The sequence below is a fragment of the Streptomyces hilarionis genome, from assembly GCF_024539675.1.
Classification (GTDB): Bacteria; Actinomycetota; Actinomycetes; order Streptomycetales; family Streptomycetaceae; genus Streptomyces; species Streptomyces hilarionis.
The window spans coordinates 1-23,505 of the sequence record NZ_JAHHIT010000143.1 but is presented as its reverse complement, the minus strand read 5'-3'; the positions used below and the strand labels follow the sequence as shown (position 1 = coordinate 23,505).

Below are 23,505 nucleotides of genomic sequence, written 5' to 3'. Positions count from 1 at the left end.
CCCCCGTTGTTCCCCCGTGCTTCCCCCGTGCGGTCGTTCCCCGGGGCTCCCCCCGTATCTCGCTCCCGCCGAGCCGGTCGGCCGGCGGAAGGAGCGGATCGAGGGCCGCTTTCGTTCCGGCGCCCCGTGTCGCCGGTGCCGCAGCAGCGCCCCTTCTCCGTGCCTCCACTCTCCCTTCCGCGCAGGTCGCACCCCATCCGCGCGCGTACTCAACTCCACCCCTAGGTACGGGTACTCAGGTCTGCGCGCTCATCCCCAGGACGCCGGACCGCGCACTGGTTACGATCGCGTCCGTGTCCGTACTCCCTCTTGTGTTCACCAGCGGCTGGGCCAGCGGCGTCAACGCGTACGCGGTGGTGCTCCTGCTCGGCGTCTTCGGCGCGACCGGCGTGAGCGACGACGTCCCGCAGACGTTGCAGCGGCCCGAGGTGCTCGCCGTCGCGGCCGTCCTGTTCCTGTGCGAGGCGGTCGCCGACAAGATCCCGTACGTGGACTCCGCGTGGGACATGGCGCACACCGTGGTCCGGCCGGTGGCCGGGGCCTGGGTCGGCGCGCTGCTCGCGGGGCAGAGCGGTTCGCTCTCCGACGCGGCCGCCGCGGCCCTCGGGGGTTCGACGGCGCTGGCCAGCCACGCCGTGAAGGCGGGCGCCCGGATGGCGGTCAACACGTCCCCGGAGCCCTTCAGCAACATCGTCGTCAGTCTGGCGGAGGATCTCGGGGTCGCCGGGATCGTCACCTTCGCGATCTTCCACCCGGTGGCGGCCTCGGTCGTCGCGGGCGCCCTGCTGCTGACCGGGCTGCTGGTGCTGTACTTCCTCGTCTCACGGATCCGCCGGTTCCTGCGGCGCAGGGCCCAACGGCGCGAGGAGCGCCGGCTCGGCGCACCCCCCTGGCCGCCGCCCCCGGCCTGATCACGGCGCTGTCGGCGGCTGCGGATACAGTCACGGACATGGCAGCGATTGCGGTGATCGGCGCCGGGACGGGCGCGCTGACGGCGGCCGCCCGGCTGGCCGTGGCGGGCCACCGGGTGACGGTGTACGAACGGACGGGGACGTACGGCGGGGCCGTGCGCCGCTTCGAGCGGGACGGGTTCGCCTTCGACACCGGCCCCACGCTGCTCCCCCTGCCCGCCGTCTACCGCGACCTGTTCGTCAAGACCGGCAAGGAGCCGCTGGAGTCCTGCGTCGAGCTGGTCCAGGTCGACCCCTCCGCCCGGCACGTGTTCGCGGACGGGGCCGAGGTGTCGCTGCCGAACGCCTCGCGCGCGGGGGTCGTCGCCGCGCTGGACGAAGCGCTCGGCGGGCGGGCCGGACAGCGCTGGGGCGACTTCCTGGTGCGCGCCCGGGAGGCCTGGGACCGCACCCGGCGCCCGCTCCTGGAGGAGCCGCTGTGGCCGAACTGGTCGGTCCTCGCCGACCGCGAGCCCTATCCGGCGGTCCCCCACAAGCGTCTGCTGCGCACCCGGCAGGCGGCCACCCTGGCCGAGGTCGGCGCCTGGGAGCTGCGCGATCCCCGGCTCGCCGCGCTGCTGGAGGGCCACGCGCTCGCGTACGGCCTGGATCCCCGGGTCACTCCGGCGAGCGCGGCCGTCCTGCCCTACATGGAGCACGCCTTCGGCACGTGGTACGTGCGCGGGGGGATGCGGGAGCTGGCCCGCGCGCTGTACGAGCGCTGCACGGCGCGCCGGGTCGAGTTCGTCTTCGACGCCGAGGTCGTGCGGATCCTGGACGAGGACGGCCGGGCGGCGGGCGTCGAGCTCGCCGACGGCAGGCTGGCGCGGGCGGACTTCGTCCTGGCGCCGGGATGCTTCCCCGGCCTGCCCGCCCGGGGCGAGGGCGAGGTCGCGCCCCAGCGGGCGCTGCCGAGCCGGCTGACCGTGCTGCTGGCGTTGCGCGGCCCCCGGCCGCCGGGCGCCGTGCACCGGACGGTGGTCCACGCGCCGGACCGGGAGGCGGAGTTGCGCAGCCTGTTCGGCTCGGAGCCCTCCGTGCCGGAGCGGCCGACGGTCACGGTGCTGCGGCCCGACGACGCCCGTCTGGCGCCCGACGGCGACCACGAGCCGGTCACGCTCAGCGCCGTGGTCCCCGCCGGTGCGCAGGCATCCGACGCGAACGTGGACGCGTTGCTCGCCATGGCCGAGCGGGCCGTGCCCGGACTGCGCGAGCGCGTCCTGTGGCGTGAGGTGCGCACCCCCGCCGACATCGCGCGCGAGACGGGCGCGGCGGGCGGGGCCGTCCCCGCGCCCGCGCTGGCCGCGGCCGGCGGCCGGCTGCTGCATCCCGCCAACTCCACCGGCCTGCGCGGCCTGTTCACGGTCGGCGGCTGGTCGCACCCCGGCGGAGGTCTCCCGCACGCGGGGATGTCGGGCACGCTGGTGTCCGGACTGATCGTGGAGGGGCCGGAGTTCCGCGGCTCGCGGTGAGGCCGTGACAGGCCGGGGGCCGCAGGGGCGGACGGGCCGGGCCGGCGGCGAACGCGGCCGTCAGAACCGGTACTGCTCGTCGTAGCCGTTGCCCTGGCCGGGCTGCTGTCCGTCGCCCTGGTACGGGTACTGCTGCTGCTCGGGCGGGAGTTCGCCGCCCAGCGAGTCGTCGGTGTTGCGCTGCTGCGGGACCCAGACCCCGCCGGACGGGGTCTCCCCGTAGCCGCCGGCGCCGTACTGGTCCTGCCCGTAGCCCTGCTGTGCGTACTGCTGCTGGCCGTAGCCGGCGTCGTAGGAGCCGCCGCCGTAGGTCTGGGTGCCGATGTACGGGTCGGAGTAGGCGGCGTACTGCTGCTCGCCCGTGGCGTCGTAGCCGTACTGCTGCTGGTGGTACCCGGCGTAGGTGTCGTAGCCGTAGTTCTGGTCCGCGCCCTGGCCGGCCGTGGCGTACTGGTCCTGCGGCTGGCCCTGGGACTGGCCCTGGCCGGTCGCGGCCGCGTACGCGGTGTCGCTGTATATGCCGTAGGAGCCGGTGTCGTCGGGCAGGGGCTGCGGCTCGTAGACGGAGGCGCCGGCGGCGGCCGCGTCGAAGGAGCGGGCCGCGGGGGTGAAGACGTCGTCGCGGTCGAAGTCGTCGTCGCCGTAGGCGTCCTTGCCGCCGAAGGCGCGCTCGTCCCGGCCGCCGAACGCCGCGTCGTCGCCGTGGGGCGCGCCGGGGGCGAAGCCGTCCTCGGTCTGCTCCGGGCCGGAGGCGTCCAGGACCGGGTCCTGCCGCTCGGCCTTGCCGCGGCGACGCTTGGGGAAGGTCTCGCCGTCGCTCTCCGTGTCCGCGCGGCGGAAGGCCCAGCCCTCGGCGAAGCCGCGGCGGAACGACAGGGTGACGTAGGTCTGGCCGACCGCGAAGGCGGCCGCGCCCAGCGCGATGACGACGACCGACGGGATCAGGACGCCGAGGACGACCCCGAGGAAGCCGACGAAGGCCAGGAGCCGCCAGCGCAGCCGGGCCTTGTACTGCAACAGCACCTCGCCCAGCAGCCACAGCGCGACGATGCCGAACGCGATGTAGAGGACCGTCCAGCCCATGTACGCCCCTCTCCCAGTGGCCGCTACGCAGTGTGTCGTATGTGGGTGCGACCGGTCTAGGCCTGCGGCGGATGGTGCAGGCCCAGGTTCTCGTAGATTTCCAGCGTCGCCGTGGAGTTGTTGAGCGTGATGAAGTGCAGTCCGGGCACTCCCTCGGCCAGCAGCCGTGCGCAGAACTCCGTGGCGAAGTCGATGCCAATGGAGCGTACAGCGGCCGGATCGTCTTTGGCTGTGAGGATCCGCTCTTTCAGGGCGGCCGGGAAGCGGGCGTTGCTGAGCTTGGGCAGGCGTTCCAGCATCCTCACGCTCGTCACCGGAAGGACCTCGGGGATGACCGGAGTCACACATCCGGCCGCCGCGACCCGGTCGCGCAGCCGCAGATAGGACTCGGGCTCGAAGAACATCTGCGTGATCGCGTAGTCGGCGCCGGCCCGGCACTTGTCGACGAAGTGCGACACGTCCAGGTCCCACTCGTCGGAGCGCGGGTGCATCTCGGGGAAGGCGGCGACGCCCACGCAGAAGTCCCCGGACTCCTTGATGAGCCGGACCAGCTCGGCGGCGTAGGTGAGGCCCTGCGGGTGGGGCACCCAGGGGCCCATCGGGTCGCCGGGCGGGTCGCCGCGCACGGCCAGCATGTTGCGGATGCCGGCGTCGGCGTACTGGCCGATGATGTTGCGCAGCTCGGCGACGGAGTGGTCCACGGCGGTGAGGTGCGCGACCGGCGTGAGGGTGGTGTCGACGACGATCTGCTGGGTCTCCTTGACCGTGGTGGCACGGGTGGACCCGCCGGCGCCGTAGGTCACCGAGACGAAGTCGGGGGCGACCGCCTCGACCCTGCGCAGGGCGTCCCACAGGCTCCGCTCACCCTTCGGCGTCTTCGGCGCGTAGAACTCGAACGAGTACGTCGTCTTGCCGGTCGCCAGGATGTCGCGCACGGTGCGCGCGCGGTCCGTCCTGGTGGATGCGGTTCCTAGGGCCATACCGGCAGGTTAGCCAGGGGCGGGCGGTCCCCCAACCGGATGCGGGATATTTGCCCGGATTGTCGAGTTGTTGTCCACCCCTTGGACAATCGTACGAGGACGCCACACCCGGGCGGCCGGACGGCCGGGCGCTACCCCTCGCTCAGCCGCTTGGCGAACTCCGCCGCCGCGGCGCCCGGATCGTCCGCCTGTGTGATCGCCCGGACCACGACGACCCGGCGGGCGCCCGCCGCCAGCACCTCGTCGAGGTTGCCCAGGTCGATGCCGCCGATGGCGAACCAGGGCCGGTCCGTGCCCAGGGACGCCGTGTGCCGCACCAGATCCAGGCCGGGCGCGTGACGGCCGGGCTTGGTGGGGGTGGGCCAGCACGGGCCCGTGCAGAAGTAGTCCACGCCCTCCTGGACGGCGGCGGCCTCCGCCTCCGCCGCCGAGTGCGTGGAACGGCCCACGAGGCGGCCGTCGCCGAGGATCGCCCGGGCGGCGGGGACGGGCAGGTCGCCCTGCCCCAGGTGGAGCACGTCGGCGCCGGCGGCGTGCGCCACGTCCGCGCGGTCGTTGACCGCGAGCAGCTTGCCGTGCCGGGCGCAGGCGTCCGCGAAGACCCGCAGGTGCTCCAGCTCCTCGGCCGCCTCCATGCCCTTGTCCCGCAGCTGGACGATGTCGACACCGCCCGCGAGGACGGCGTCGAGGAACTCCGGGAGGTCTCCCTGGCGGGTACGGGCGTCCGTGCACAGGTACAGCCGTGCGCCGGACAGGGACGGTCGGGCGGTGTCGGGCATACGAGGTCCCCCAGGGTGGCGGTGCACGGGGGCCGGGTGCGCCCCCGTGCACCGGGTGTCGGTTCGGGTCCGCGGGTCAGACGGCGAGCGCCTGGGCGCGGCGCTTCACCTCCGTGCCGCGATTCTCACTCAGGGCCTGCGCCGGCGTGCCGGGCAGCGTCGGGTCCGGGGTGAAGAGCCATTCCAGCATCTCCTCGTCCGTGAAGCCGTCGTCCCGCAGCAGGGTCAGGGTCCCGTGCAGGCCCTTCACCACCTTGTCCTCGTCGATGAAGGCGGCGGGGACGTGCAGCGCGCGGTTCTCACCACGGCGTACGGCGATGAGCTGGCCCTCCTTGACCAGCTGCCGGACGCGCGTCACCTCGACATCGAGCATTTCCGCGATGTCGGGCACGGTGAGCCAGGCGGGGACGAGAGCATCGATCTTTGCGTCAATCTCGGTCACGGGAACAAGCCTGCCATCTGCCACCGACAGTCGGAAGCCGGGCCGGTCCGACCGGGCCCCCGCCCTCAGGCGGTCGCGCCCTTCAGCGGCCTCGCCGGGTCCGCGAGAAGCCGCGGGTTCATGGGCGTGCCCGCCTCGATCAGCCGTTTGCCCTGGGCCAGGTCGCGCGGGCGCCCCACGGCCAGCAGCGCGACCAGACGGTTCTCGCGCAGCCAGCACACCGTCCACGCCGGTCCCGAGGGCTCGCCGCGCCACACGACGGCGTCGGCGTGCGCGTGGTGGCCGGCGTACTGGACGAAGCGGCCGAACTGCTCGGACCAGAAGTACGGAACGGGGTCGTAGACGGCCGCGGGTTCGTCCGTGGCCTCGCCGACGATGTTCGCCGCGACCGTGCGCGGGCCCTGGAGCGCGTTGTCCCAGTGATGGACGAGCAGCCGCTCGCCGTACCGGCCGGAGGGGAAGGAGGCGCAGTCGCCGACCGCGTACACGTCCGGCAGGCTGGTGCGCAGGCCGGCGTCGGCCACGACCTCCCGGTGCGCGCCGAGCTCGATGCCGGAGCCGGCCAGCCAGTCGGTGGCGGGACGGGCTCCGATGCCGACGACGACGGCGTCGGCGGGCAGCCGTGAGCCGTCGTCCAGGACCACCACGCCGGGCTCGACGCGCTCCACCCGCGCGCGGGTGCGCAGCGCGATGCCGCCGTCGGCGTACCAGGCGGCCATCGGCGCGGCGACCTCGGCGGGCAGCGCCCCGGCCAGCGGCCGGTCGGCGGCCTCGACGACGGTGACCTCGCAGCCGGCCTCGCGTGCGGCCGTGGCGAACTCCGCGCCGATCCAGCCCGCGCCGACGACCACGACGTCGTGCCGGGCGGCGAGCACGGGCCGCAGGCGTTCGGCGTCGTCCAGGGTGCGCAGGAGGTGCACGCCGGGCACGCCCTCCGCGCCGGGCAGGCGGATCGGCTCGGCGCCGGTGGCGAGGACGAGGACGTCGTAGCCGACGGGTCCGCGCGCGGTGTCGAGTTCGTGGTCCCCCGCGCGCAGGCCGAGGATCTCGCGGCCCAGCTCCAGCTCGATGCCGAGGGCGTCGAAGTCGACGTCCAGCGCGGATCCCTCCGCCTTGCCGAGCAGCACGGCCTTGGACAGCGGCGGCCGGTCGTAGGGCTGATGGGGTTCGGCGCCGATCAGCGTCACGCGGCCGTCGAAGCCCTGTTCGCGCAGGGCCACCGCGGTCTGCACGCCGGCCATGCCCGCGCCGACGACCACCACGCGGCGCCCGCCGGGCCTGCCTTCTTCCTGCCTTCGCTCGCTCACCCGATCACCTTAGACACCTGACGATCAGTCAGTCAGCCGTCGTGCTCCGTGACCTGCTCCACACCGCCGGCGCCGTCCGCGCCGTCGGGGACCTGCTCCACGACGCTGCGGCCGCTGCCGGGCTGCGACTCCCACTCCCAGCGCTCGTCGAGGCGCACCCGCCCGTCGGGCAGGTCGACGACCGTGGACACGCAGTGCCCCGAGGACGTCGTCCCGTCGTGCTTGAGCTGGACGTACCGGAAGTCGAGCCGGTCCCCCTCCCGGGTACCCACCAGATGCCCGCGTACGACGTCGCCGCCCGCGTAGTCGGCCCAGACCGCCCCGTCGCTCTCGTGGTACGTGAAGCGCGTGCGGACGCCGACCTGGCCGGGCGCCTGGTCGGCGACGGGGGCGAGGACGAGGCCGTCCAGTGACCTGGCCATGCGGGGAGGCTCCCTTACTGCGGTGTGCGGCGGCGGGCTAGGGTGGCCACCGTAGAGCACTCGCGGGAGCCCGGACGCACCGGGCTGAGAGGGAGGCTGGCGGCCTCCGACCGTACGAACCTGATCCGGGTCATGCCGGCGAAGGGAGGGGCTGGACGCCCATGTCGTCTCCACGTACGTCAGACGTCCTCGTCATCGGGGGCGGGATCATCGGGCTGGTCACGGCCTGGCGGGCCGCGCAACGCGGGCTGGCCACGGCGGTGGTGGACCCCGAACCGGGCGGCGGCGCCGCCCGGGTGGCCGCCGGGATGCTGGCCGCCGTCACCGAACTGCACCACGGCGAGCAGACGCTGCTCGGCCTCAACCTGGCGTCGGCCCGGCGCTATCCGGACTTCGCGGCCGAACTCACGGAGCTGACCGGACAGGACCTCGGGTACCGGCGGTGCGGCACTCTCGCGGTCGCGCTGGACGCCGACGACCGCGCGCACCTGCGCGAACTGCACGCGCTGCAACGGCAGTCGGGCCTGGAGTCGGAGTGGCTGTCGGGGCGGGAGTGCCGGCGTCTGGAGCCGATGCTCGCGCCGGGGGTGCGCGGCGGGCTGCGGGTGGACGGCGACCACCAGGTCGACCCCCGGCGGCTCGCCCGGGCGCTGGTCGGCGCGTGCGAACGGGCGGGCGTGACCTTCCACCGGGCCTGGGCGGAGCGGCTGACCGTGGCGGCCGAGCGCGCCACCGGGGTCGTCACCCGGGACGGCACGACGCTGGCGGCGGAGCAGACGGTGCTCGCCGGCGGCAGCCTGAGCGGGCGGCTCGCGGGGGTCCCGCCGGACGTGGCGCCGCCCGTGCGGCCCGTCAAGGGGCAGGTGCTGCGCCTGACCGTGCCGCAGCGGTACGCGCCGTTCCTGAGCCGGACCGTGCGGGCCGTGGTGCGCGGCAGCCACGTCTACCTGGTGCCGCGGGACGACGGCGAGCTGGTGGTCGGCGCGACCAGCGAGGAGCTGGGCTGGGACACGACGGTGACGGCGGGGGGCGTCTACGAGCTGCTGCGCGACGCCCACGAGCTGATCCCGGGCATCACCGAGCTGCCGCTCACCGAGACGCGCGCGGGACTGCGCCCCGGGTCCCCGGACAACGCGCCGCTGCTCGGGCCGACCGGGCTCGCGGGGCTGTCGCTGGCGACCGGGCACCACCGCAACGGCGTGCTGCTGACGCCGGTGACCGGTGACGCGATGGCGCAGGTCCTGACCACCGGGGAGCTCCCGGACGAGGCCCGCCCCTTCACCCCCCGGCGCTTCGGCGTCGCCGCACTCTCGGAGCAGTCCGCATGAGCACCCCGAACACCCCGAGCACCACCCCGGACACCGCGTCCACCCGCGTGAACGTCTCGGTCAACGGCGAGCGGCGGCAGGTCGCCGCCGGCACGGCTCTCGACAGTGTCGTGCGGTCGCTGACGCCGGCCCCGTCCGGGGTGGCCGCAGCCCTGAACGAGACCGTCGTCCCGCGCGGGCAGTGGCCCTCCACGGCGCTCTGCGAAGGCGACCGCGTGGAGGTCCTCACCGCGGTCCAGGGAGGCTGAGCCATGGCCGACGACTCCCTCGTCATCGGGGGCGTGAGCCTGTCGTCGCGGCTCATCATGGGCACCGGCGGCGCTGCCAGCCTGGAGGTGCTGGAGCGGGCGCTGGTCGCCTCCGGCACCGAGCTGACGACGGTCGCGATGCGCCGGGTGGACCCGTCGGTGCACGGCTCGGTGCTGTCGGTGCTGGAGCGGCTGGGCATCCGGGTGCTGCCGAACACGGCGGGGTGCTTCACGGCCGGCGAGGCGGTGCTGACGGCACGGCTGGCCCGGGAGGCGCTGGGCACGGACCTGGTGAAGCTGGAGGTCATCGCCGACGAGCGGACGCTGCTGCCGGACCCGGTGGAGCTGCTGGACGCGGCGGAGACGCTCGTGGACGACGGTTTCACGGTGCTGCCCTACACCAACGACGACCCCGTGCTGGCGCGCAGGCTGGAGGACGTGGGGTGCGCCGCCGTCATGCCGCTCGGCTCCCCGATCGGCTCCGGACTGGGCATCCGCAACCCGCACAACTTCCAGCTGATCGTGGAGCACGCGCGCGTGCCCGTGATCCTGGACGCGGGCGCCGGGACGGCGTCGGACGTGGCGCTGGCGATGGAGCTGGGGTGCGCGGGGGTCATGCTGGCGTCGGCGGTGACGCGCGCGCAGGATCCCGTCCGCATGGCGGCGGCCATGCGGGCGGGCGTCGAGGCGGGCCGGCTGGCCCGGCTGGCCGGCCGCATCCCGCGCCGCTGGTTCGCGCAGGCCTCCTCCCCCGCCGCGGGCCTGGCCGCGCTGGATCCGGAGCGTCCCGCGTTCTGACCCGCGCGGGCCCGGGCGGCGCCGGCGGCCCCGGCAGGGGGCGGCGGCGACCGCGGTGACGGCGGTGACGTCCGGGTACCGACACGCGCGTCACAGGTCGGCTGCAGTCGGGCCGCGATCCCGGCGGGACCGGCGAGGTGTCGGTGACGGCTCGTACACTCACCTGCGTGGACACGACCCTTCAGGACCCTCTGGTCGGGCAGGTGCTCGACGGCCGCTATCGCGTCGAGGCGCGAATCGCGGTCGGCGGGATGGCCACGGTCTACCGGGCCGTGGACACCCGCCTCGACCGCGTGCTCGCGCTCAAGGTGATGCACCCGGCGCTCGCCGCCGACGGCGCGTTCGTCGAGCGGTTCATCCGGGAGGCGAAGTCCGTCGCCCGGCTCGCACACCCGAACGTCGTACAGGTGTTCGATCAGGGGGCGGACGGGTCGTACGTCTACCTGGCCATGGAGTACATCGCCGGCTGCACGCTGCGTGACGTGCTGCGCGAGCGCGGGGCGCTCCCGCCGAGGGCCGCGCTCGACATCCTGGAGCCCGTGCTCGCGGCGCTGGGCGCCGCTCACCGGGCCGGGTTCGTGCACCGGGACATGAAGCCCGAGAACGTGCTGATAGGGGACGACGGCCGGGTCAAGGTCGCCGACTTCGGGCTCGTGCGCTCCGTGGACACCGTCACCAGCACCACCGGCGCGGTGCTCGGCACCGTCGCCTATCTCGCCCCCGAGCAGATCGAGCAGCCCGGCGCGGCCGACCCCCGGGTCGACGTCTACGCGTGCGGGGTCGTGCTCCACGAGATGCTCACCGGCGAGAAGCCGCACGACGGGGACTCCCCCGCGATCGTGCTCTACAAGCACCTCCACGAGGACGTCCCGCCTCCGTCGGCCGTCGTCCCGGGCCTGGCGCCCGCGCTGGACGAGCTGGTCGGCGTCGCCACCGCGCGCACGCCCGGCGTCCGGCCCTCCGACGCCGTCGCGCTGCTCGGCGAGGCGCGGCGGGCGCGCGCCGCGCTCAGCGAGGAGCAGCTGGACGCGCTGCCCCCGCAGGCGGTCTCCGCCGCGCACGACAACGCCGAGGACCGCACCAGCGTGATCCCGCGCTCGCTCACGGTGCCCCGGCCGCTGCCGGTCGACGGGGACGACGACGCGGAGGACGCGGTCCACCGCACCTCGCGGTTCCACAGCCCGCCGCCCCTGCCGCCCCGGCGCCGTCCCGGGCGGCCCCGGCGCGGGGTGCTCGCGCTCGTCACCGTCGTGCTGCTGGTGCTCGGCGTGGGCGCGGGGGTCTGGTACATCAACTCCGGCCAGTTCACCAAGGTCCCGGCGGTGCTGACGCAGAAGGAGGCCGCGGCCAGGCAGCGGCTGGAGGCGGCCGGACTGAAGGTGGGCAAGGTCGAGCACCGGCACAGCGACACCGTCGAGCGGGGCACGGTCCTGGACACCGACCCCGAGCCGGGCGCCCGGATCCGCAAGCACGACGCCGTGACGCTGACCGTCTCCGACGGCCCCGAGATGGTGAAGGTGCCGGACGTGCGGGGCGAGCGGCTGAAGAAGGCGGAGGCCTCGCTCAAGGAGGGCGGCCTCGAACCGGGCCTGGTCACCGAGGAGTTCAGCGACGACGTCGACCAGGGCGCGGTCGTCGGCACCGACCCCGGGGCGGGTGTGCAGCGGCGCGCGGGCACCGCGGTGTCGATCGTGGTGAGCAAGGGCAGCCCGGTCGACGTGCCCGACGTGACCGGCGAGGACCTGGCCGACGCGCGGGCCGAGTTGCAGGAGGCCGGCCTGAAGGTGAGGATCGCCCCGCAGCAGGTCAACTCCGAGTTCGACAAGGGCAAGGTCGCGGCGCAGACGCCCGGGGAGGGCGGCCGGCTCGCGTCCGGCGCCACCGTGACGCTGACCCTGTCCAAGGGTCCGCAGATGGTCGAGGTCCCGGACGTGGTGGGCGCGAGCGTCGACGACGCCAGGTCACTGCTGGAGAAGTCCGGGTTCGAGGTCAAGGAGGACCGGGGGCTGCTGGGCCTGTTCGGCGACACGGTGAAGAAGCAGTCCGTGGAGGCCGGCGACACGGCGCCCAAGGGGTCGACGATCACGATCACCATCCGGTGACCGGCGGAGGCGGCGGGCATGACACCCTGAACGGGTGAGTCCCGCAGCCCCCTCCTCGCCCGCCCCCGCGTCCCCCTTCCCCTCCCGCAATCCCGTCGGCAGCCATGTGCCGGTGGCCGGCGGTCTGCACGACGTGGGCATGACGTACGCGCACGACCTGAGGGCGGAGACGGTCCAGGTGTTCGTCGCCAACCCGCGGGGCTGGGCCACGCCCGCGGGCAACCCCCGTCAGGACGAGGCCTTCCGGGAGCGGTGCGCGGCGGAGTCGGTCCCGGCCTACGTGCACGCGCCGTACCTCATCAACTTCGGCTCGCACACCGAGGCGACCGCGCAGCGGTCGGTGGAGTCGATGCGGCACTCGCTGCGCCGCGGCCGGGCGATCGGGGCCCTGGGCGTGGTCGTGCACACGGGCAGCGCGACGGGCGGACGCGACCGGTCGGTGGCGCTGAAGCAGGTGCGCGAGCATCTGCTGCCGCTGCTGGACGAGCTCACCCACGACGACGACCCGTTCCTGCTGCTGGAGTCCACGGCGGGCCAGGGCTCCTCGCTCTGCTCCCGGACCTGGGACTTCGGGCCGTACTTCGAGGCGCTGGACTCCCATCCCAAGCTGGGCGTCTGCCTCGACACCTGCCACATCTTCGCGGCCGGGCACGACCTGACCGGCCCGGCCGGCATGCACCAGACCCTCGACCTGCTGGTGGACACCGTGGGCGAGGGCCGGCTGAAGCTGATCCACGCCAACGACTCCAAGGACGTGGTGGGCGCCCACAAGGACCGGCACGAGAGCATCGGCGCGGGCCACATCGGCGAGGACCCGTTCCGCGCGCTGATGACGCATCCGGCGACCGCGGGCGTGCCGCTGATCATCGAGACGCCGGGCGGCAAGGAGGGTCACGCCGCGGACGTGGAGCGGCTGAAGAAGCTCCGGGACGGCTGAACCGCCGGACCGCCCGGACGGGAGGGCCGGGGCTCAGAGCTCGGGGCCGTCCCCCGGCTCCTCCTGGTAGGAGTAGCGCTGCTCGCGCCAGGGGTCGCCGACGTTGTGGTAGCCGCGCTCCTCCCAGAAGCCGCGCCGGTCGGCCGTCATGTACTCGACACCCCGGACCCACTTGGGGCCCTTCCAGGCGTACAGGTGCGGCACGACGAGCCGCAGGGGGAAGCCGTGTTCCGCCGTGAGGAGCTCGCCGTCCTTGTGGGTGGCGAAGATCGTGCGCTCGGCGACGAAATCGGCCAGCCGCAGGTTCGAGCTGAAGCCGTACTCGGCCCACACCATCACATGGGTGACGTTCGGGGCGGGCGGCGCGATGTCGAGGATCGTGCGGGCCGGGATTCCGCCCCACTCGGCGCCGAGCATGCTGAACTTCGTCACGCAGTGCAGGTCGGCGACGACGGAGGCGTACGGGAGCGCGGTGAACTCCTCGTGGTTCCACGCGTGCTTCTCGCTGTCGGCGGTGGCGCCGAAGACCCGGAAGTCCCAGCGCTCGGGCCGGAACTTGGGCACGGGACCGTAGTGGGTGACGGGCCAGCCGCGCTGAAGTCGCTGCCCCGGCGGGAGCTCGGACACCGCTTCTTCTCCAGACTCGCGCTCCACCGGGTGACCCATGACTCCATCCTGACAGACCGCGGACGGTGCACATGACCAGCCATGACCGGGCATATACGGAATAGGGCAACTGCTACTAAGCCTGGACTAACTTACTAAGTACGCACTTACTGGACGATCTTCGGCGCCGGTGAAATCATGCGGCGGCAACCTCCCCGCAGTCCCGACGTGGAAGGAGCCTCTGCGATGCAGGGCGACCCCGAGGTCATCGAGTTCCTCAACGAGCAGCTCACCGGCGAGCTCACCGCCATCAACCAGTACTTCCTCCACGCCAAGATGCAGGAGAACTTCGGCTGGACGAAGCTCGCGAAGTACACGCGTCACGAGTCGTTCGACGAGATGAAGCACGCGGAGGTGCTCACCGACCGGATCCTCTTCCTGGACGGCCTGCCGAACTACCAGCGGCTGTTCCACGTGCGGGTCGGGCAGACGGTGAAGGAGATGTTCGAGGCCGACCGGCAGGTCGAGGTCGAGGCGATCGACCGCCTCCGGCGCGGCATCAAGGTGATGCGCGAGAAGGGCGACATCACCTCCGCGAACATCTTCGAGTCGATCCTGGCGGACGAGGAGCACCACATCGACTACCTCGACACGCAGCTGGAGCTGGTGGAGAAGCTCGGTGAGGCCCTGTACATCGCCCAGCTGATCGAACAGCCGGAGAGCTGACCCCGACGACGGGCGGAGCGGGCCTAGGCCGCGGCCGCCGCCGTGTCCTCGAAGCCGGCGAGGGCCGGTGCGGCGCGCTCGGCGAGGTCGCGGCGCGGCAGGGCGCCCCTGCCGAGCATGGCCTGGATGCGACGGACGCAGGAACCGCAGTCGGTGCCGGCCTTGCAGGCGGAGGCGATCTGGCGGGGGGTGCACGCCCCGTCCTCCACGTGCCGCTGGACCTGCGCCTCGGTCACGCCGAAGCAGCTGCAGACGTACACGCGGTTCACCTCCTGCCGAGATCGATAAGGCTAACCTAACCTTACCCGGCGCCCCGGAAGCGCAAAAGGGCGGTGGGGCCGGATCCGATGTGATCCGCGCCCCACCGCCCTTCGCGCGTCGTGCCTACTGGTCGCGGTACATCTCCGCCACCAGGAACGCCAGGTCCAGCGACTGGCTGCGGTTGAGCCGCGGGTCGCAGGCCGTCTCGTAGCGCTGGTGCAGGTCGTCGACGAAGATCTCGTCGCCGCCGCCCACGCACTCCGTGACGTCGTCGCCGGTCAGCTCCACGTGGATGCCGCCCGGGTGGGTGCCGAGGCCCTTGTGGACCTCGAAGAAGCCCTTGACCTCGTCGAGCACGTCGTCGAAGCGGCGGGTCTTGTGGCCCGAGGCCGCCTCGTAGGTGTTGCCGTGCATCGGGTCGGTGATCCAGGCCACGGTCGCGCCCGAGGCGGTGACCTTCTCGACCAGCTCGGGCAGCTTGTCGCGGACCTTGTCGGCGCCCATGCGGACGATGAAGGTCAGCCGGCCGGGCTCGCGGTCGGGGTCGAGGCGCTCGATGTACTGGAGCGCCTCCTCCGCCGTGGTCGTCGGGCCGAGCTTTATGCCGATCGGGTTGCGGATCTTCGAGGCGAACTCGATGTGCGCGTGGTCCAGCTGCCGGGTGCGCTCGCCGACCCACACCATGTGCGCCGAGACGTCGTAGAGCAGCCCGGTGCGGGAGTCGACACGGGTGAGCGCGGACTCGTAGTCGAGCAGCAGCGCCTCGTGCGAGGAGAAGAACTCGACCGTCTTGAACTCCTCCGGGTCGGCCCCGCAGGCGTGCATGAAGTTCAGCGCGTTGTCGATCTCACGGGCCAGCTGCTCGTAGCGCTGACCGGACGGGGACGACTTCACGAAGTCCTGGTTCCAGGCGTGCACCTGGCGCAGGTCGGCGTAACCGCCGGTGGTGAACGCGCGCACCAGGTTGAGCGTCGAGGCGGACGCGTTGTACATCCGCTTCAGCCGCTCGGGGTCCGGCACGCGCGACTTCTCGTCGAAGGCGAAGCCGTTGACCGAGTCGCCGCGGTACGTCGGCAGGGTCACGCCGTCGCGGGTCTCCGTGCCCTTGGAGCGCGGCTTGGAGTACTGGCCGGCGATGCGGCCGACCTTGACGACCGGCACCGAGGCCGCGTACGTCAGCACGGCGCCCATCTGGAGCAGGGTCTTCAGCTTGTTGCGGATGTGGTCGGCGGACACCGCGTCGAAGGCCTCGGCGCAGTCGCCGCCCTGGAGGAGGAACGCCTCTCCCTTGGCGACGGCCGCCAACCGGGCGCGCAGCTGGTCGCACTCGCCCGCGAAGACGAGCGGCGGATACGACTCGAGGTCCGCGATCACTGCGCGCAGAGCCTCGGTGTCGGGGTACTCGGGCTGCTGCGCCGCGGGCAGGTCTCGCCAGGTGTTGCCAGCGCTGGCGCTGGTCTTAGCGTTCACGGTCACGTCCTCCACATTACGGGGTCGTGTCGAGTCGTTTTCGCACGGCTCGACAGGTGAGACACCCGAGTGCTCACCTGTGGACCCGGGGCGCATGGGGTAGGGTGCGGCGCATGTTCGCGCTTTCGACCCGTAACTGGTGGTGGACCGCTTCTCCGGCGGCCCGCTGACTGCGCGTACCCACGACAGCGCGAAGGCCGCCCCGAGGGGCGGCCTTCGGCGTTTCCGGGCCCGGCCGTCCCTCTCCTGACAGCTCCTGCCGGCTGTTGCCGGCACCCGGTGAGAAGGACACGCCCCATGCATCTGCCCGACCTGCTGAGCGACCCCCGCCCCTTCGCCCTGCTGCGCCGCCGTACGCCGGGCCGCGACGAGAACGTCGTGGAAGTGCTCCTCGGCCCGGTCGCCGTCCACGACCGGCTCGCCGATCTCCCCGACGAGGGCCTGGCGCTCGTCCCCTTCCGGCAGATCCGCGAACGCGGCTTCGAGGTGCGCGACGACGGCACCCCGCTGAGCGTGCTGGTTCCCGAGGAGCGGCACGAGATCCCGCTGGCCACGGCGCTCGAGGAGCTGCCCGCGCACCGGGTGGACGTCGAGGGCGGCGGCTTCGACGTGGGCGACGAGGAGTACGCGCGGATCGTCGCCCGGGTGCTGCGGGACGAGATCGGCCGGGGCGAGGGCGCGAACTTCGTGATCCGGCGGACGTACCGGGGCGACATCCCCGGCTTCTCCCGGGCCGACGCCCTGGCCCTCTTCCGGCGGCTCCTGGAGGGCGAGCGCGGCGCGTACTGGACCTTCGTGGTGCACACCGGGGACCGGACCCTGGTGGGGGCGAGCCCCGAGGTGCACGTGCGGATGTCCGGCGGCACGGTCGTCATGAACCCCATCAGCGGGACGTACCGGTATCCCGCCGGGGGGCCGACGCCCGAGCTGCTGCTGGACTTCCTCGCCGACGGCAAGGAGATCGAGGAGCTGTCGATGGTCGTCGACGAGGAGCTGAAGATGATGTGCACCGTCGGCGACATGGGCGGCGTGGTGGTCGGCCCCCGGCTGAAGGAGATGGCCCACCTCGCGCACACCGAGTACGAGCTGCGCGGGAAGTCCTCGCTGGACGTGCGGGAGGTGCTGAGGGAGACCCTGTTCGCGGCGACCGTGACCGGCTCGCCGGTGCAGAACGCCTGCCGGGTCATCGAGCGGCACGAGTCCGGCGGGCGGGCCTACTACGCGGGCGCGCTGGCCCTGCTGGGGCGGGACCCGGGCGGGGCGCAGACCCTCGACTCCCCCATCCTCATCCGCACCGCCGACATCGACGCGACCGGAGGTCTGCGGGTGCCGGTCGGGGCCACGCTGGTGCGCGGGTCGGACCCGGCGGGCGAGGTCGCCGAGACGCACGCCAAGGCCGCGGGCGTGCTGGCGGCGCTGGGGGTCCACGCGCGACGGCCGGCCGAACGGGACGTGCGGCCACGGCTCGCCGACGACCCCCGGGTGCGGGCCGCGCTCGACGGACGGCGGGCCTCGCTCGCGCCGTTCTGGCTGCGGATGCAGGAGCGGACCGGCGAGCTGACCGGGCACGCGCTCGTCGTCGACGCCGAGGACACCTTCACGGCGATGCTCGCGCACGTGCTGCGCTCCGGCGGACTGGACGTGAGCGTGCGGCGCTACGACGAGGACGGCCTCGCGGAGACGGTGCGCGCCCACGCGGGACCGGTGGTGCTGGGCCCCGGCCCGGGCGACCCCTGCGACGCCGGCGACCCGAAGATGCGCTTCCTGCGCGAGCTCACCGCCCGGCTGCTGCGCGAGCACGGGCACGGGGTGCTCGGCGTCTGCCTCGGGCACGAGCTGATCGCGGCCGAGCTGGGACTGGACATCGTCCGCAAGGAGGTGCCGTACCAGGGGGCGCAGACGGTGATCGACCTGTTCGGACGGCCCGAGACGGTCGGTTTCTACAACAGCTTCGTGGCGCGGTGCGACGACGAGGCCGCGCGCGGGCTCGCGGCGCGCGGGGTGGAGGTGAGCCGGGCCCCGAACGGGGAGGTGCACGCCGTGCGGGGGCCCGGGTTCGGCGGGGTGCAGTTCCATCCGGAGTCGGTGCTGACGCTGAACGGCGCCGCCGTGGTGCGGGAGGCGGTCGCCCGCCTGCGCGCGACACGGCTGGGCGCGTAGCGGCTCAGCCGAAGAACACCCCCGCCTCCGCGTACAGCGCGGGGTCGACGGTCTTCAGCCGGGCCGTCGCCTCCGCGATCGGCACGCGGACGATGTCCGTGCCGCGCAGGGCGACCATCGTGCCGAAGTCGCCCTCGTGGACGGCGTCGACGGCGTGCAGGCCGAAGCGGGTGGCGAGCCAGCGGTCGAAGGCGCTCGGGGTCCCGCCGCGCTGGACATGGCCGAGGACCGTCGTCCGGGCCTCGTTGCCGGTCCGGCGCTCGATCTCCTTGGCCAGCCACTCGCCGACGCCGGACAGCCGCACGTGTCCGAAGGAGTCCAGCGATCCGTCCTTCAGCACGACGTCGCCGTCCCGGGGCATCGCTCCCTCGGCGACCACCACGATCGGGGCGTAGGAGGAGCGGAAGCGGGACGCCACCCAGGCGCACACCTGCTCGATGTCGAAGCGCTGCTCGGGGATGAGGATGACGTTGGCGCCGCCCGCCAGACCGGAGTGCAGGGCGATCCAGCCCGCGTGGCGGCCCATCACCTCCACGACGAGGACCCGCATGTGGGACTCGGCGGTGGTGTGCAGCCGGTCGATGGCCTCCGTGGCGATGCCGACGGCGGTGTCGAAGCCGAAGGTGTAGTCGGTGGCGGACAGGTCGTTGTCGATGGTCTTCGGGACGCCGACGCACGGCACCTGGAACTCGTCGGACAGCCGGGCGGCGACGCCCAGCGTGTCCTCGCCCCCGATGGTGACGAGGGCGTCCACCCGCAGCCGGGCGAGGGTGTCCTTGATGCGGCGGACGCCGTCCTCCTCCTTGAGGGGGTTGGTCCGCGAGGAGCCGAGGACGGTGCCGCCGCGCGGGAGGATGCCGCGCACGGCGGGGATGTCGAGGGGGACGGACCTTCCTTCGAGGGGACCGCGCCAGCCGTCCCGGAAGCCGATGAAGTCATGGCCGTACTCCTGGACGCCCTTGCGGACGACCGCCCTGATGACGGCGTTGAGGCCGGGGCAGTCCCCGCCTCCGGTCAGTACTCCGACGCGCATGGACGAGTCCCTTCGCCGATCCTGCCTGACGAGGGGTCAGTGTGGCTCGTCCCTCACTCGTCGTCGAGACCCCGCTCGATGGCGTATCGCACCAGTTCGACCCTGTTGTGCAGCTGGAGCTTGCCGAGGGTGTTCTGGACGTGGTTCTGCACGGTGCGGTGGGAGATGACGAGGCGTTCGGCGATCTGCTTGTAGCTCAGGCCCTTGGCGACCAGGCGCAGCACCTCCGTCTCCCGGTCGGTCAGCCGGGGCGCGTTCGGCTCGTCGCCGCCGGCGGAAGGTCCGGGGTCGGAGGCGAGCCGGCGGTACTCGCCCAGGACCAGTCCGGCCAGGCCCGGCGTGAACACCGGGTCGCCGACGGCCGTCCGGCGCACCGCGTCCAGCAGTTCCTCCGTGGACGCCGACTTCAGCAGGTAGCCGGTCGCGCCGGACTTCACCGCCTCCAGCACGTCGGCGTGCTCGCCGCTCGCCGACAGCACGAGCACCCGCAGGGCGGGGTCGGCGGCGACGACCTCCTTGCACACCTGGGCCCCCGGCTTGACGGGCAGGTTCAGGTCCAGCACCAGCACGTCCGGCGTGGTGGCCTTCGCCCGGCGCACGGCCTGCTCGCCGTCGCCCGCGGTGGCGACCACGTCCAGGCCCGCCTGCGCCAGGTCCCGGGCGACCGCGTCGCGCCACATGGGATGGTCGTCCACCACCATGACCCTGATCGGATCCTGTCGCCCGCTCATCGCGATCCCGCCTTCCCCCGTTGCACGTTCTTCTCCTTCGGCACCGTCAGTTCGACCTCCGTGCCCTGGCCCGGCGTCGAGATCAGCTCGGCGCCGCCGCCCAGGTCGCGCAGCCGGCCGCGGATCGACTGGGCCACGCCGAGCCGCCCCTCGCCCTCGGCCTGCGCGAGCCGCCCCTGCGGGATGCCCGGCCCGTCGTCCCGGACGGTGACGATCACCGCGTCGGGCTCGTCCTCGACGAGGATCCAGGCGCGGGCGTCGTCGCCCGCGTGTCTGCGCACGTTGTCCAGGGCCGCCCCGACCGCGGCCGCCAGCTCCCGCGCGGCGGGCGCCGGCAGCAGCACCGGCGCGCCGGGCTCGGCGAGATGGACGCGGGCGGCGGCGAAGGGGGCGAGCAGCGCGCGCAGGTCGACCGGGCCGTCCGGCTCGGACTCCCGCGGCGCCGGCTCGTCGACGGCGTAGACGACGGCGCCGTCGGCCGCGTCCTGCGAGACCCGGGAGACCGGCACCAGGCCGCCGGAGACCAGCGTGCGCAGCGCGACCTCCTGTTCGCCGGCCATCCGGCCCAGCTCGGCCGCCTCGCCGCCGATGACCGCGCCGCGCCGCTGCACCATGGCCAGCACCTGAAGGACGCTGTCGTGGATGTCGCGGGCCAGGCGCTCGCGCTCCCGGGTCGCCGCCTCGATCTCCAGGGCCCGGGCGAGGGTGCGCTCGGAGGCGCGGGCGACCTCGACGACGTAGCCGATGGCGATGGAGGCGACCCAGACGAGGACGACGTTGTGCACGGTGTCGCGGGCCGGGGTCCCGCGCTCGACGAGGTTGGTGACCGCGACGGCCGTGGACGCGAAGGCAGCCCAGCGCCAGCCGCCTTTGATGGCGAAGGCCAGGACCGAGCCGGCGGTCCATATCGACGGCAGCGTCGGCCCGCCCGACTGGATGCGCGCGTGGCTGTCCGCGACGGTGGTGAGCATGATGCCGGTCAGGGCGATGGCCAGGTCGACGGCGAGGAAACCCCTGGTGCAGCTCGCCGCGTTGGCGACCCTGGGCAGGGTCGCCACCGTCCACACGAACAGGACGCAGTAGTAGACGACCGCGACCCAGGGGCGTGCGAACCCGTCGTAGGCGGTGGCGAAGAAGCCCACCGCGTACAGCATGGTGAGCACCCGGTAGCCGGCGAGCGCACGCCACAGCGGCAGCTCCACCGACATCCTCAGCACTGCCTCGCGTCTGGCCATTCGCCCGCCCCCCGGACCGCCGACTACTGCTCTTCGTCCTTCTTCGCCTGTTCCTTCTCGGCCTGCGCGAGAGCCGCCCTGGCGGCCTTCTCCGCTTCCTTCTCGGCCTTCGCCGCCTCCGCGATCTGCCGCTTGGCGGCCGTCGCGTACATGTCGACGTACTCCTGGCCGGAGAGCTTCATGATCTCGTACATGACCTCGTCGGTCACGGCGCGCAGCACGAAGCGGTCGTGGTCCATGCCCTGGTAGCGGCTGAAGTCCAGCGGCCGGCCGATGCGGATGCCCGGCCGCATGATCTTCGGCAGGACCTTCCCGGGCGGCTGGATCTTCTCCGTGTCGATCATGGCGACCGGGATCACGGGCGCGCCGGTGGCGAGCGCCACGCGCGCGAGGCCGCCCGGCTTGCCGCGGTAGAGGCGCCCGTCGGGCGAGCGCGTGCCCTCCGGGTAGATGCCGAACAGCTCACCGCGCTCCAGCACGTCCATGCCGCTCCTGATCGCGGCCTCGCCGGCGCCGCGCCCGCCGGAGCGGTCCACCGGGAGCTGCCCGACGCCCTTGAAGAAGGCGGCGGTGAGCCGCCCCTTCACGCCGGGCGTGGTGAAGTACTCGGCCTTCGCGATGAAGGTGACCTTGCGGTCGAGGACCGCGGGCAGGAAGAACGAGTCCGAGAAGGACAGGTGGTTGCTCGCCAGGATCGCGGCGCCTTCGTCGGGGATGTGCTCGAGGCCTTCCACCCAGGGCCTGAAGGCGACCTTCAGCGGTCCCCCGATAGCGACCTTCATCGCGCCGTACAACAAGCGAGTGCCTCCTGTTTGTGTCGCACAGACCTTAACCCGCCGGTGGCGGCAATGGCTCCGGCGGCCCTGGTCGGTGTCAGTGGGGTCGCGTACCGTGAAGCACACGTCCCTCCCATGCTGAACAGACGAAGACAGGAGACCGATGGTGCCGGTCCTTCCTGGAGCCGAGCCGTACCGCCATGAGGGCGGGGAGGTCGCAGTGCTCCTCTGTCACGGCTTCACCGGTTCCCCGCAGTCGCTGCGCCCCTGGGCGCGGTACCTGGCCGGGCAGGGCCTGACCGTCTCGCTGCCGCTGCTGCCGGGGCACGGCACGCGCTGGGAGGACATGGCGCCGACCGGCTGGCAGGACTGGTACGCGGAGGTGGACCGCGAGCTGCGCGCCCTGCGCCGGCGGTGCGCGCGCGTGTTCGTGGCCGGTCTGTCCATGGGCGGCGCGCTGGCCCTGCGGCTGGCCGCCCGTCACGGGGAGGGGGTGGACGGCGTGGTCGTCGTCAACCCCGCGAACAAGGTCCACGGTCTGTCCGCGTACGCCCTGCCGGTGGCCCGCCACATCGTGCGCACCACGAAGGGGATCACCAGCGACATCGCCAGGGAGGGCGTCCTGGAGAGCGGCTACGACCGGGTGCCGCTGCACTCGGCGCACTCCCTGCGGACCTTCCTGCGGCGGGTCGACGGCGAACTGCCGCAGGTCACCCAGCCGCTGCTGCTGCTGCACAGCGTCCACGACCACGTGGTGCCGCCCGCCGACTCGGCCCGGGTGCTCAGCCGGGTGTCGTCGACGGACGTGACCGAGATCCTGCTGGAACAGAGCTACCACGTGGCAACGTTGGACCACGATGCGGACCGGATCTTCGAGGAGAGCTACGCGTTCATCGCCCGGATCGCGCCCAGTGTCGGCAAGGAAGGGACGGCCGTAGGTGGCTGAGCACGACTCCGACCGCGAGGACCGGGAGAACCGGGACGAGCGGGACGGCCTGGACGCCCGGCGGGGCCACGAGCCGGAGGAGCAGAGCGTGCCCTTCGACGAGGCCGCGGCGTGGGCGGCGATCGTCGCCGGGTACGGCGAGGAGCCGCCGGACCCGCCGGGCGCCAAGCCGTTCAAGTCGGTCGAGGACCTGGCGCTCCTCGAGGTCGAGGCGAACGAGGAGGAGCCGGGGACGAAAGCGGGCGAAGAGCCCGTGAAGGACCCCGGCGAGGAGAAGAAACCGGCCAAGCCGCTGGGCAGCTCGGTGGCCTTCGCGCCCGGTGTCGGCCCGCGCGACCACACGCTGCCCGAGCCCGCCGAGGCCGCCTTCGACGGGGACGACGAGGACGACGAGGGTCACTTCGTCCCGCCGGAGCCGCCGCCGCTGCCCGCCGCCGACACCACGGCCAGGTTCGCCTGGCTCGGGGTGCTCGGCGGACCGGTGCTGCTCCTGCTGGCGGTGCTGCTGGGCTGGGACATGACGTGGTGGCTGACGACCGTCTGCGTCGGCGGCTTCCTCGGCGGCTTCGCCACGCTGGTGGTGCGGATGCGGCCGGACGACGAGGACGAGGGCGACCCCGGACGGGGAGCCGTCGTCTAAAGGGCGTTGCATAAGGCCGTGTTGGGGCAGGTCAGGGCCCGTGTTGGCAGTCCTCTGGTCATGATGCGAGCGC

General features: G+C 73.2%; 25 protein-coding genes and 1 riboswitch. Of the genes, 12 read left to right on the top strand and 13 right to left on the bottom strand.

The genetic code is table 11. The annotated features are described in order from the left end of the window. Window positions 1-293: 293 nt before the first annotated feature. Window positions 294-911 carry a DUF4126 domain-containing protein gene (locus KMS84_RS29415; RefSeq protein WP_256908583.1) on the top strand — a complete coding sequence of 206 codons (618 nt, stop codon included), beginning with the start codon at window positions 294-296 and terminating at the stop codon, window positions 909-911. A 38-nt stretch (window positions 912-949) separates the two neighbouring features. Continuing rightward, on the top strand, window positions 950-2,422 hold the full coding sequence (locus KMS84_RS29410; protein WP_256919508.1) for a phytoene desaturase family protein: 1,473 nt from the start codon (window positions 950-952) through the stop codon (window positions 2,420-2,422). A 60-nt stretch (window positions 2,423-2,482) separates the two neighbouring features. Here the strand turns inward: KMS84_RS29410 and KMS84_RS29405 are convergent, their stop codons facing one another. The 6 genes from KMS84_RS29405 to KMS84_RS29380 form a co-directional block, all read right to left on the bottom strand. Beyond that, entirely contained in the window at window positions 2,483-3,505 is a 1,023-nt protein-coding gene (locus KMS84_RS29405; protein WP_256919507.1) for an SCO2102 family sporulation regulator, read from the bottom strand. A 56-nt stretch (window positions 3,506-3,561) separates the two neighbouring features. Further along, window positions 3,562-4,485 carry a methylenetetrahydrofolate reductase [NAD(P)H] gene (gene metF / locus KMS84_RS29400; RefSeq protein ID WP_256919506.1) on the bottom strand — a complete coding sequence of 308 codons (924 nt, stop codon included), beginning with the start codon at window positions 4,483-4,485 and terminating at the stop codon, window positions 3,562-3,564. Between the two features lie 131 nt (window positions 4,486-4,616). After that, the gene (thiE, locus tag KMS84_RS29395; protein WP_256919505.1) at window positions 4,617-5,264 is read right to left on the bottom strand and encodes a thiamine phosphate synthase; all 648 of its coding nucleotides are present in this window, start codon (window positions 5,262-5,264) and stop codon (window positions 4,617-4,619) included. Between the two features lie 76 nt (window positions 5,265-5,340). Continuing rightward, on the bottom strand, window positions 5,341-5,706 hold the full coding sequence (locus KMS84_RS29390; protein ID WP_256919504.1) for an Rv2175c family DNA-binding protein: 366 nt from the start codon (window positions 5,704-5,706) through the stop codon (window positions 5,341-5,343). Window positions 5,707-5,771: 65 nt separating this feature from the next. Continuing rightward, window positions 5,772-6,947, bottom strand: a complete 1,176-nt coding sequence (locus KMS84_RS29385; protein ID WP_256919511.1) for an NAD(P)/FAD-dependent oxidoreductase — start codon at window positions 6,945-6,947, stop codon at window positions 5,772-5,774. Window positions 6,948-7,045: 98 nt separating this feature from the next. Further along, the gene (locus tag KMS84_RS29380; protein WP_256919503.1) at window positions 7,046-7,435 is read right to left on the bottom strand and encodes an avidin-fold protein; all 390 of its coding nucleotides are present in this window, start codon (window positions 7,433-7,435) and stop codon (window positions 7,046-7,048) included. A 52-nt stretch (window positions 7,436-7,487) separates the two neighbouring features. Beyond that, window positions 7,488-7,599, top strand: a riboswitch (TPP riboswitch). Between KMS84_RS29380 and thiO the strand changes: the two genes are divergently transcribed. The 5 genes from thiO (at window position 7,597) to KMS84_RS29355 (ending at window position 12,848) form a co-directional block, all read left to right on the top strand. Then, window positions 7,597-8,763: a glycine oxidase ThiO gene (gene thiO / locus KMS84_RS29375; protein WP_256919502.1), complete on the top strand. Its 1,167-nt coding sequence runs from the start codon at window positions 7,597-7,599 to the stop codon at window positions 8,761-8,763. Its footprint overlaps the riboswitch before it by 3 nt. 47 nt (window positions 8,764-8,810) lie before the next feature. Next, a complete protein-coding gene (thiS, locus tag KMS84_RS29370) occupies window positions 8,811-9,011 on the top strand; it encodes a sulfur carrier protein ThiS (protein ID WP_256919510.1) in 201 nt (66 codons plus the stop codon). Window positions 9,012-9,014: 3 nt separating this feature from the next. After that, window positions 9,015-9,809, top strand: a complete 795-nt coding sequence (locus KMS84_RS29365) for a thiazole synthase (RefSeq protein WP_256919501.1) — start codon at window positions 9,015-9,017, stop codon at window positions 9,807-9,809. 167 nt (window positions 9,810-9,976) lie between these two features. Continuing rightward, complete coding sequence (gene pknB, locus KMS84_RS29360; protein WP_256919500.1) at window positions 9,977-11,911, top strand: Stk1 family PASTA domain-containing Ser/Thr kinase; 1,935 nt, start codon at window positions 9,977-9,979, stop codon at window positions 11,909-11,911. Window positions 11,912-11,945: 34 nt separating this feature from the next. Continuing rightward, a complete protein-coding gene (locus tag KMS84_RS29355) occupies window positions 11,946-12,848 on the top strand; it encodes a deoxyribonuclease IV (RefSeq protein WP_256919499.1) in 903 nt (300 codons plus the stop codon). Window positions 12,849-12,881: 33 nt separating this feature from the next. Here KMS84_RS29355 and KMS84_RS29350 read toward each other — a convergent pair whose 3' ends face one another. After that, window positions 12,882-13,514 carry a sulfite oxidase-like oxidoreductase gene (locus KMS84_RS29350; RefSeq protein WP_256919498.1) on the bottom strand — a complete coding sequence of 211 codons (633 nt, stop codon included), beginning with the start codon at window positions 13,512-13,514 and terminating at the stop codon, window positions 12,882-12,884. A gap of 186 nt (window positions 13,515-13,700) precedes the next feature. On the opposite strand from KMS84_RS29350, the gene bfr reads away from it, so the two are divergent. Then, complete coding sequence (bfr, locus tag KMS84_RS29345) at window positions 13,701-14,180, top strand: bacterioferritin (protein ID WP_256919497.1); 480 nt, start codon at window positions 13,701-13,703, stop codon at window positions 14,178-14,180. A 23-nt stretch (window positions 14,181-14,203) separates the two neighbouring features. Here bfr and KMS84_RS29340 read toward each other — a convergent pair whose 3' ends face one another. Both KMS84_RS29340 and KMS84_RS29335 read right to left on the bottom strand, forming a co-directional pair. Further along, a complete protein-coding gene (locus KMS84_RS29340) occupies window positions 14,204-14,440 on the bottom strand; it encodes a (2Fe-2S)-binding protein (protein ID WP_256919496.1) in 237 nt (78 codons plus the stop codon). Window positions 14,441-14,564: 124 nt separating this feature from the next. After that, a complete protein-coding gene (locus KMS84_RS29335) occupies window positions 14,565-15,917 on the bottom strand; it encodes a class II 3-deoxy-7-phosphoheptulonate synthase (protein ID WP_256919495.1) in 1,353 nt (450 codons plus the stop codon). Between the two features lie 107 nt (window positions 15,918-16,024). On the opposite strand from KMS84_RS29335, the gene KMS84_RS41930 reads away from it, so the two are divergent. Both KMS84_RS41930 and KMS84_RS29330 read left to right on the top strand, forming a co-directional pair. Continuing rightward, window positions 16,025-16,081: a trp operon leader peptide gene (locus tag KMS84_RS41930; protein ID WP_361354747.1), complete on the top strand. Its 57-nt coding sequence runs from the start codon at window positions 16,025-16,027 to the stop codon at window positions 16,079-16,081. A 127-nt stretch (window positions 16,082-16,208) separates the two neighbouring features. Then, window positions 16,209-18,071, top strand: coding sequence for an anthranilate synthase family protein (locus KMS84_RS29330; RefSeq protein ID WP_256919494.1), 1,863 nt, complete (start codon window positions 16,209-16,211; stop codon window positions 18,069-18,071). 4 nt (window positions 18,072-18,075) lie between these two features. Here KMS84_RS29330 and KMS84_RS29325 read toward each other — a convergent pair whose 3' ends face one another. Genes KMS84_RS29325 through KMS84_RS29310 form a run of 4 tightly spaced genes read right to left on the bottom strand, consistent with a single transcriptional unit; the run spans window position 18,076 to window position 21,852 of the window. Next, the gene (locus KMS84_RS29325) at window positions 18,076-19,104 is read right to left on the bottom strand and encodes a 6-phosphofructokinase (protein WP_256919493.1); all 1,029 of its coding nucleotides are present in this window, start codon (window positions 19,102-19,104) and stop codon (window positions 18,076-18,078) included. 53 nt (window positions 19,105-19,157) lie between these two features. Continuing rightward, window positions 19,158-19,835 carry a response regulator gene (locus KMS84_RS29320; RefSeq protein WP_256919492.1) on the bottom strand — a complete coding sequence of 226 codons (678 nt, stop codon included), beginning with the start codon at window positions 19,833-19,835 and terminating at the stop codon, window positions 19,158-19,160. Beyond that, a complete protein-coding gene (gene macS / locus KMS84_RS29315) occupies window positions 19,832-21,070 on the bottom strand; it encodes a MacS family sensor histidine kinase (protein ID WP_256919491.1) in 1,239 nt (412 codons plus the stop codon). The genes KMS84_RS29320 and macS overlap by 4 nt, the downstream gene beginning before the upstream one ends. A gap of 23 nt (window positions 21,071-21,093) precedes the next feature. Beyond that, window positions 21,094-21,852, bottom strand: a complete 759-nt coding sequence (locus tag KMS84_RS29310) for a lysophospholipid acyltransferase family protein (protein ID WP_256919490.1) — start codon at window positions 21,850-21,852, stop codon at window positions 21,094-21,096. A gap of 160 nt (window positions 21,853-22,012) precedes the next feature. On the opposite strand from KMS84_RS29310, the gene KMS84_RS29305 reads away from it, so the two are divergent. Then, window positions 22,013-22,792 carry an alpha/beta hydrolase gene (locus KMS84_RS29305; protein ID WP_256919509.1) on the top strand — a complete coding sequence of 260 codons (780 nt, stop codon included), beginning with the start codon at window positions 22,013-22,015 and terminating at the stop codon, window positions 22,790-22,792. Continuing rightward, a complete protein-coding gene (locus KMS84_RS29300) occupies window positions 22,785-23,432 on the top strand; it encodes a hypothetical protein (RefSeq protein WP_256919489.1) in 648 nt (215 codons plus the stop codon). Before KMS84_RS29305 ends, KMS84_RS29300 begins: the two co-directional genes overlap by 8 nt. Window positions 23,433-23,505: the final 73 nt, after the last annotated feature.

Excerpts from the sequence above, each read along its gene's own strand:
- KMS84_RS29410 (WP_256919508.1), top strand. The coding sequence starts at position 950 with ATGGCAGCGATTGCGGTGATCGGCGCCGGGACGGGCGCGCTGACGGCG.
- KMS84_RS29405 (WP_256919507.1), bottom strand. The coding sequence starts at position 3,505 with ATGGGCTGGACGGTCCTCTACATCGCGTTCGGCATCGTCGCGCTGTGG.
- metF (WP_256919506.1), bottom strand. The coding sequence starts at position 4,485 with ATGGCCCTAGGAACCGCATCCACCAGGACGGACCGCGCGCGCACCGTG.
- thiE (WP_256919505.1), bottom strand. The coding sequence starts at position 5,264 with ATGCCCGACACCGCCCGACCGTCCCTGTCCGGCGCACGGCTGTACCTG.
- KMS84_RS29385 (WP_256919511.1), bottom strand. The coding sequence starts at position 6,947 with ATGGCCGGCGTGCAGACCGCGGTGGCCCTGCGCGAACAGGGCTTCGAC.
- KMS84_RS29380 (WP_256919503.1), bottom strand. The coding sequence starts at position 7,435 with ATGGCCAGGTCACTGGACGGCCTCGTCCTCGCCCCCGTCGCCGACCAG.
- thiO (WP_256919502.1), top strand. The coding sequence starts at position 7,597 with ATGTCGTCTCCACGTACGTCAGACGTCCTCGTCATCGGGGGCGGGATC.
- KMS84_RS29365 (WP_256919501.1), top strand. The coding sequence starts at position 9,015 with ATGGCCGACGACTCCCTCGTCATCGGGGGCGTGAGCCTGTCGTCGCGG.
- KMS84_RS29350 (WP_256919498.1), bottom strand. The coding sequence starts at position 13,514 with ATGGGTCACCCGGTGGAGCGCGAGTCTGGAGAAGAAGCGGTGTCCGAG.
- bfr (WP_256919497.1), top strand. The coding sequence starts at position 13,701 with ATGCAGGGCGACCCCGAGGTCATCGAGTTCCTCAACGAGCAGCTCACC.
- KMS84_RS29330 (WP_256919494.1), top strand. The coding sequence starts at position 16,209 with ATGCATCTGCCCGACCTGCTGAGCGACCCCCGCCCCTTCGCCCTGCTG.
- KMS84_RS29325 (WP_256919493.1), bottom strand. The coding sequence starts at position 19,104 with ATGCGCGTCGGAGTACTGACCGGAGGCGGGGACTGCCCCGGCCTCAAC.
- KMS84_RS29320 (WP_256919492.1), bottom strand. The coding sequence starts at position 19,835 with ATGAGCGGGCGACAGGATCCGATCAGGGTCATGGTGGTGGACGACCAT.
- macS (WP_256919491.1), bottom strand. The coding sequence starts at position 21,070 with ATGGCCAGACGCGAGGCAGTGCTGAGGATGTCGGTGGAGCTGCCGCTG.
- KMS84_RS29310 (WP_256919490.1), bottom strand. The coding sequence starts at position 21,852 with ATGAAGGTCGCTATCGGGGGACCGCTGAAGGTCGCCTTCAGGCCCTGG.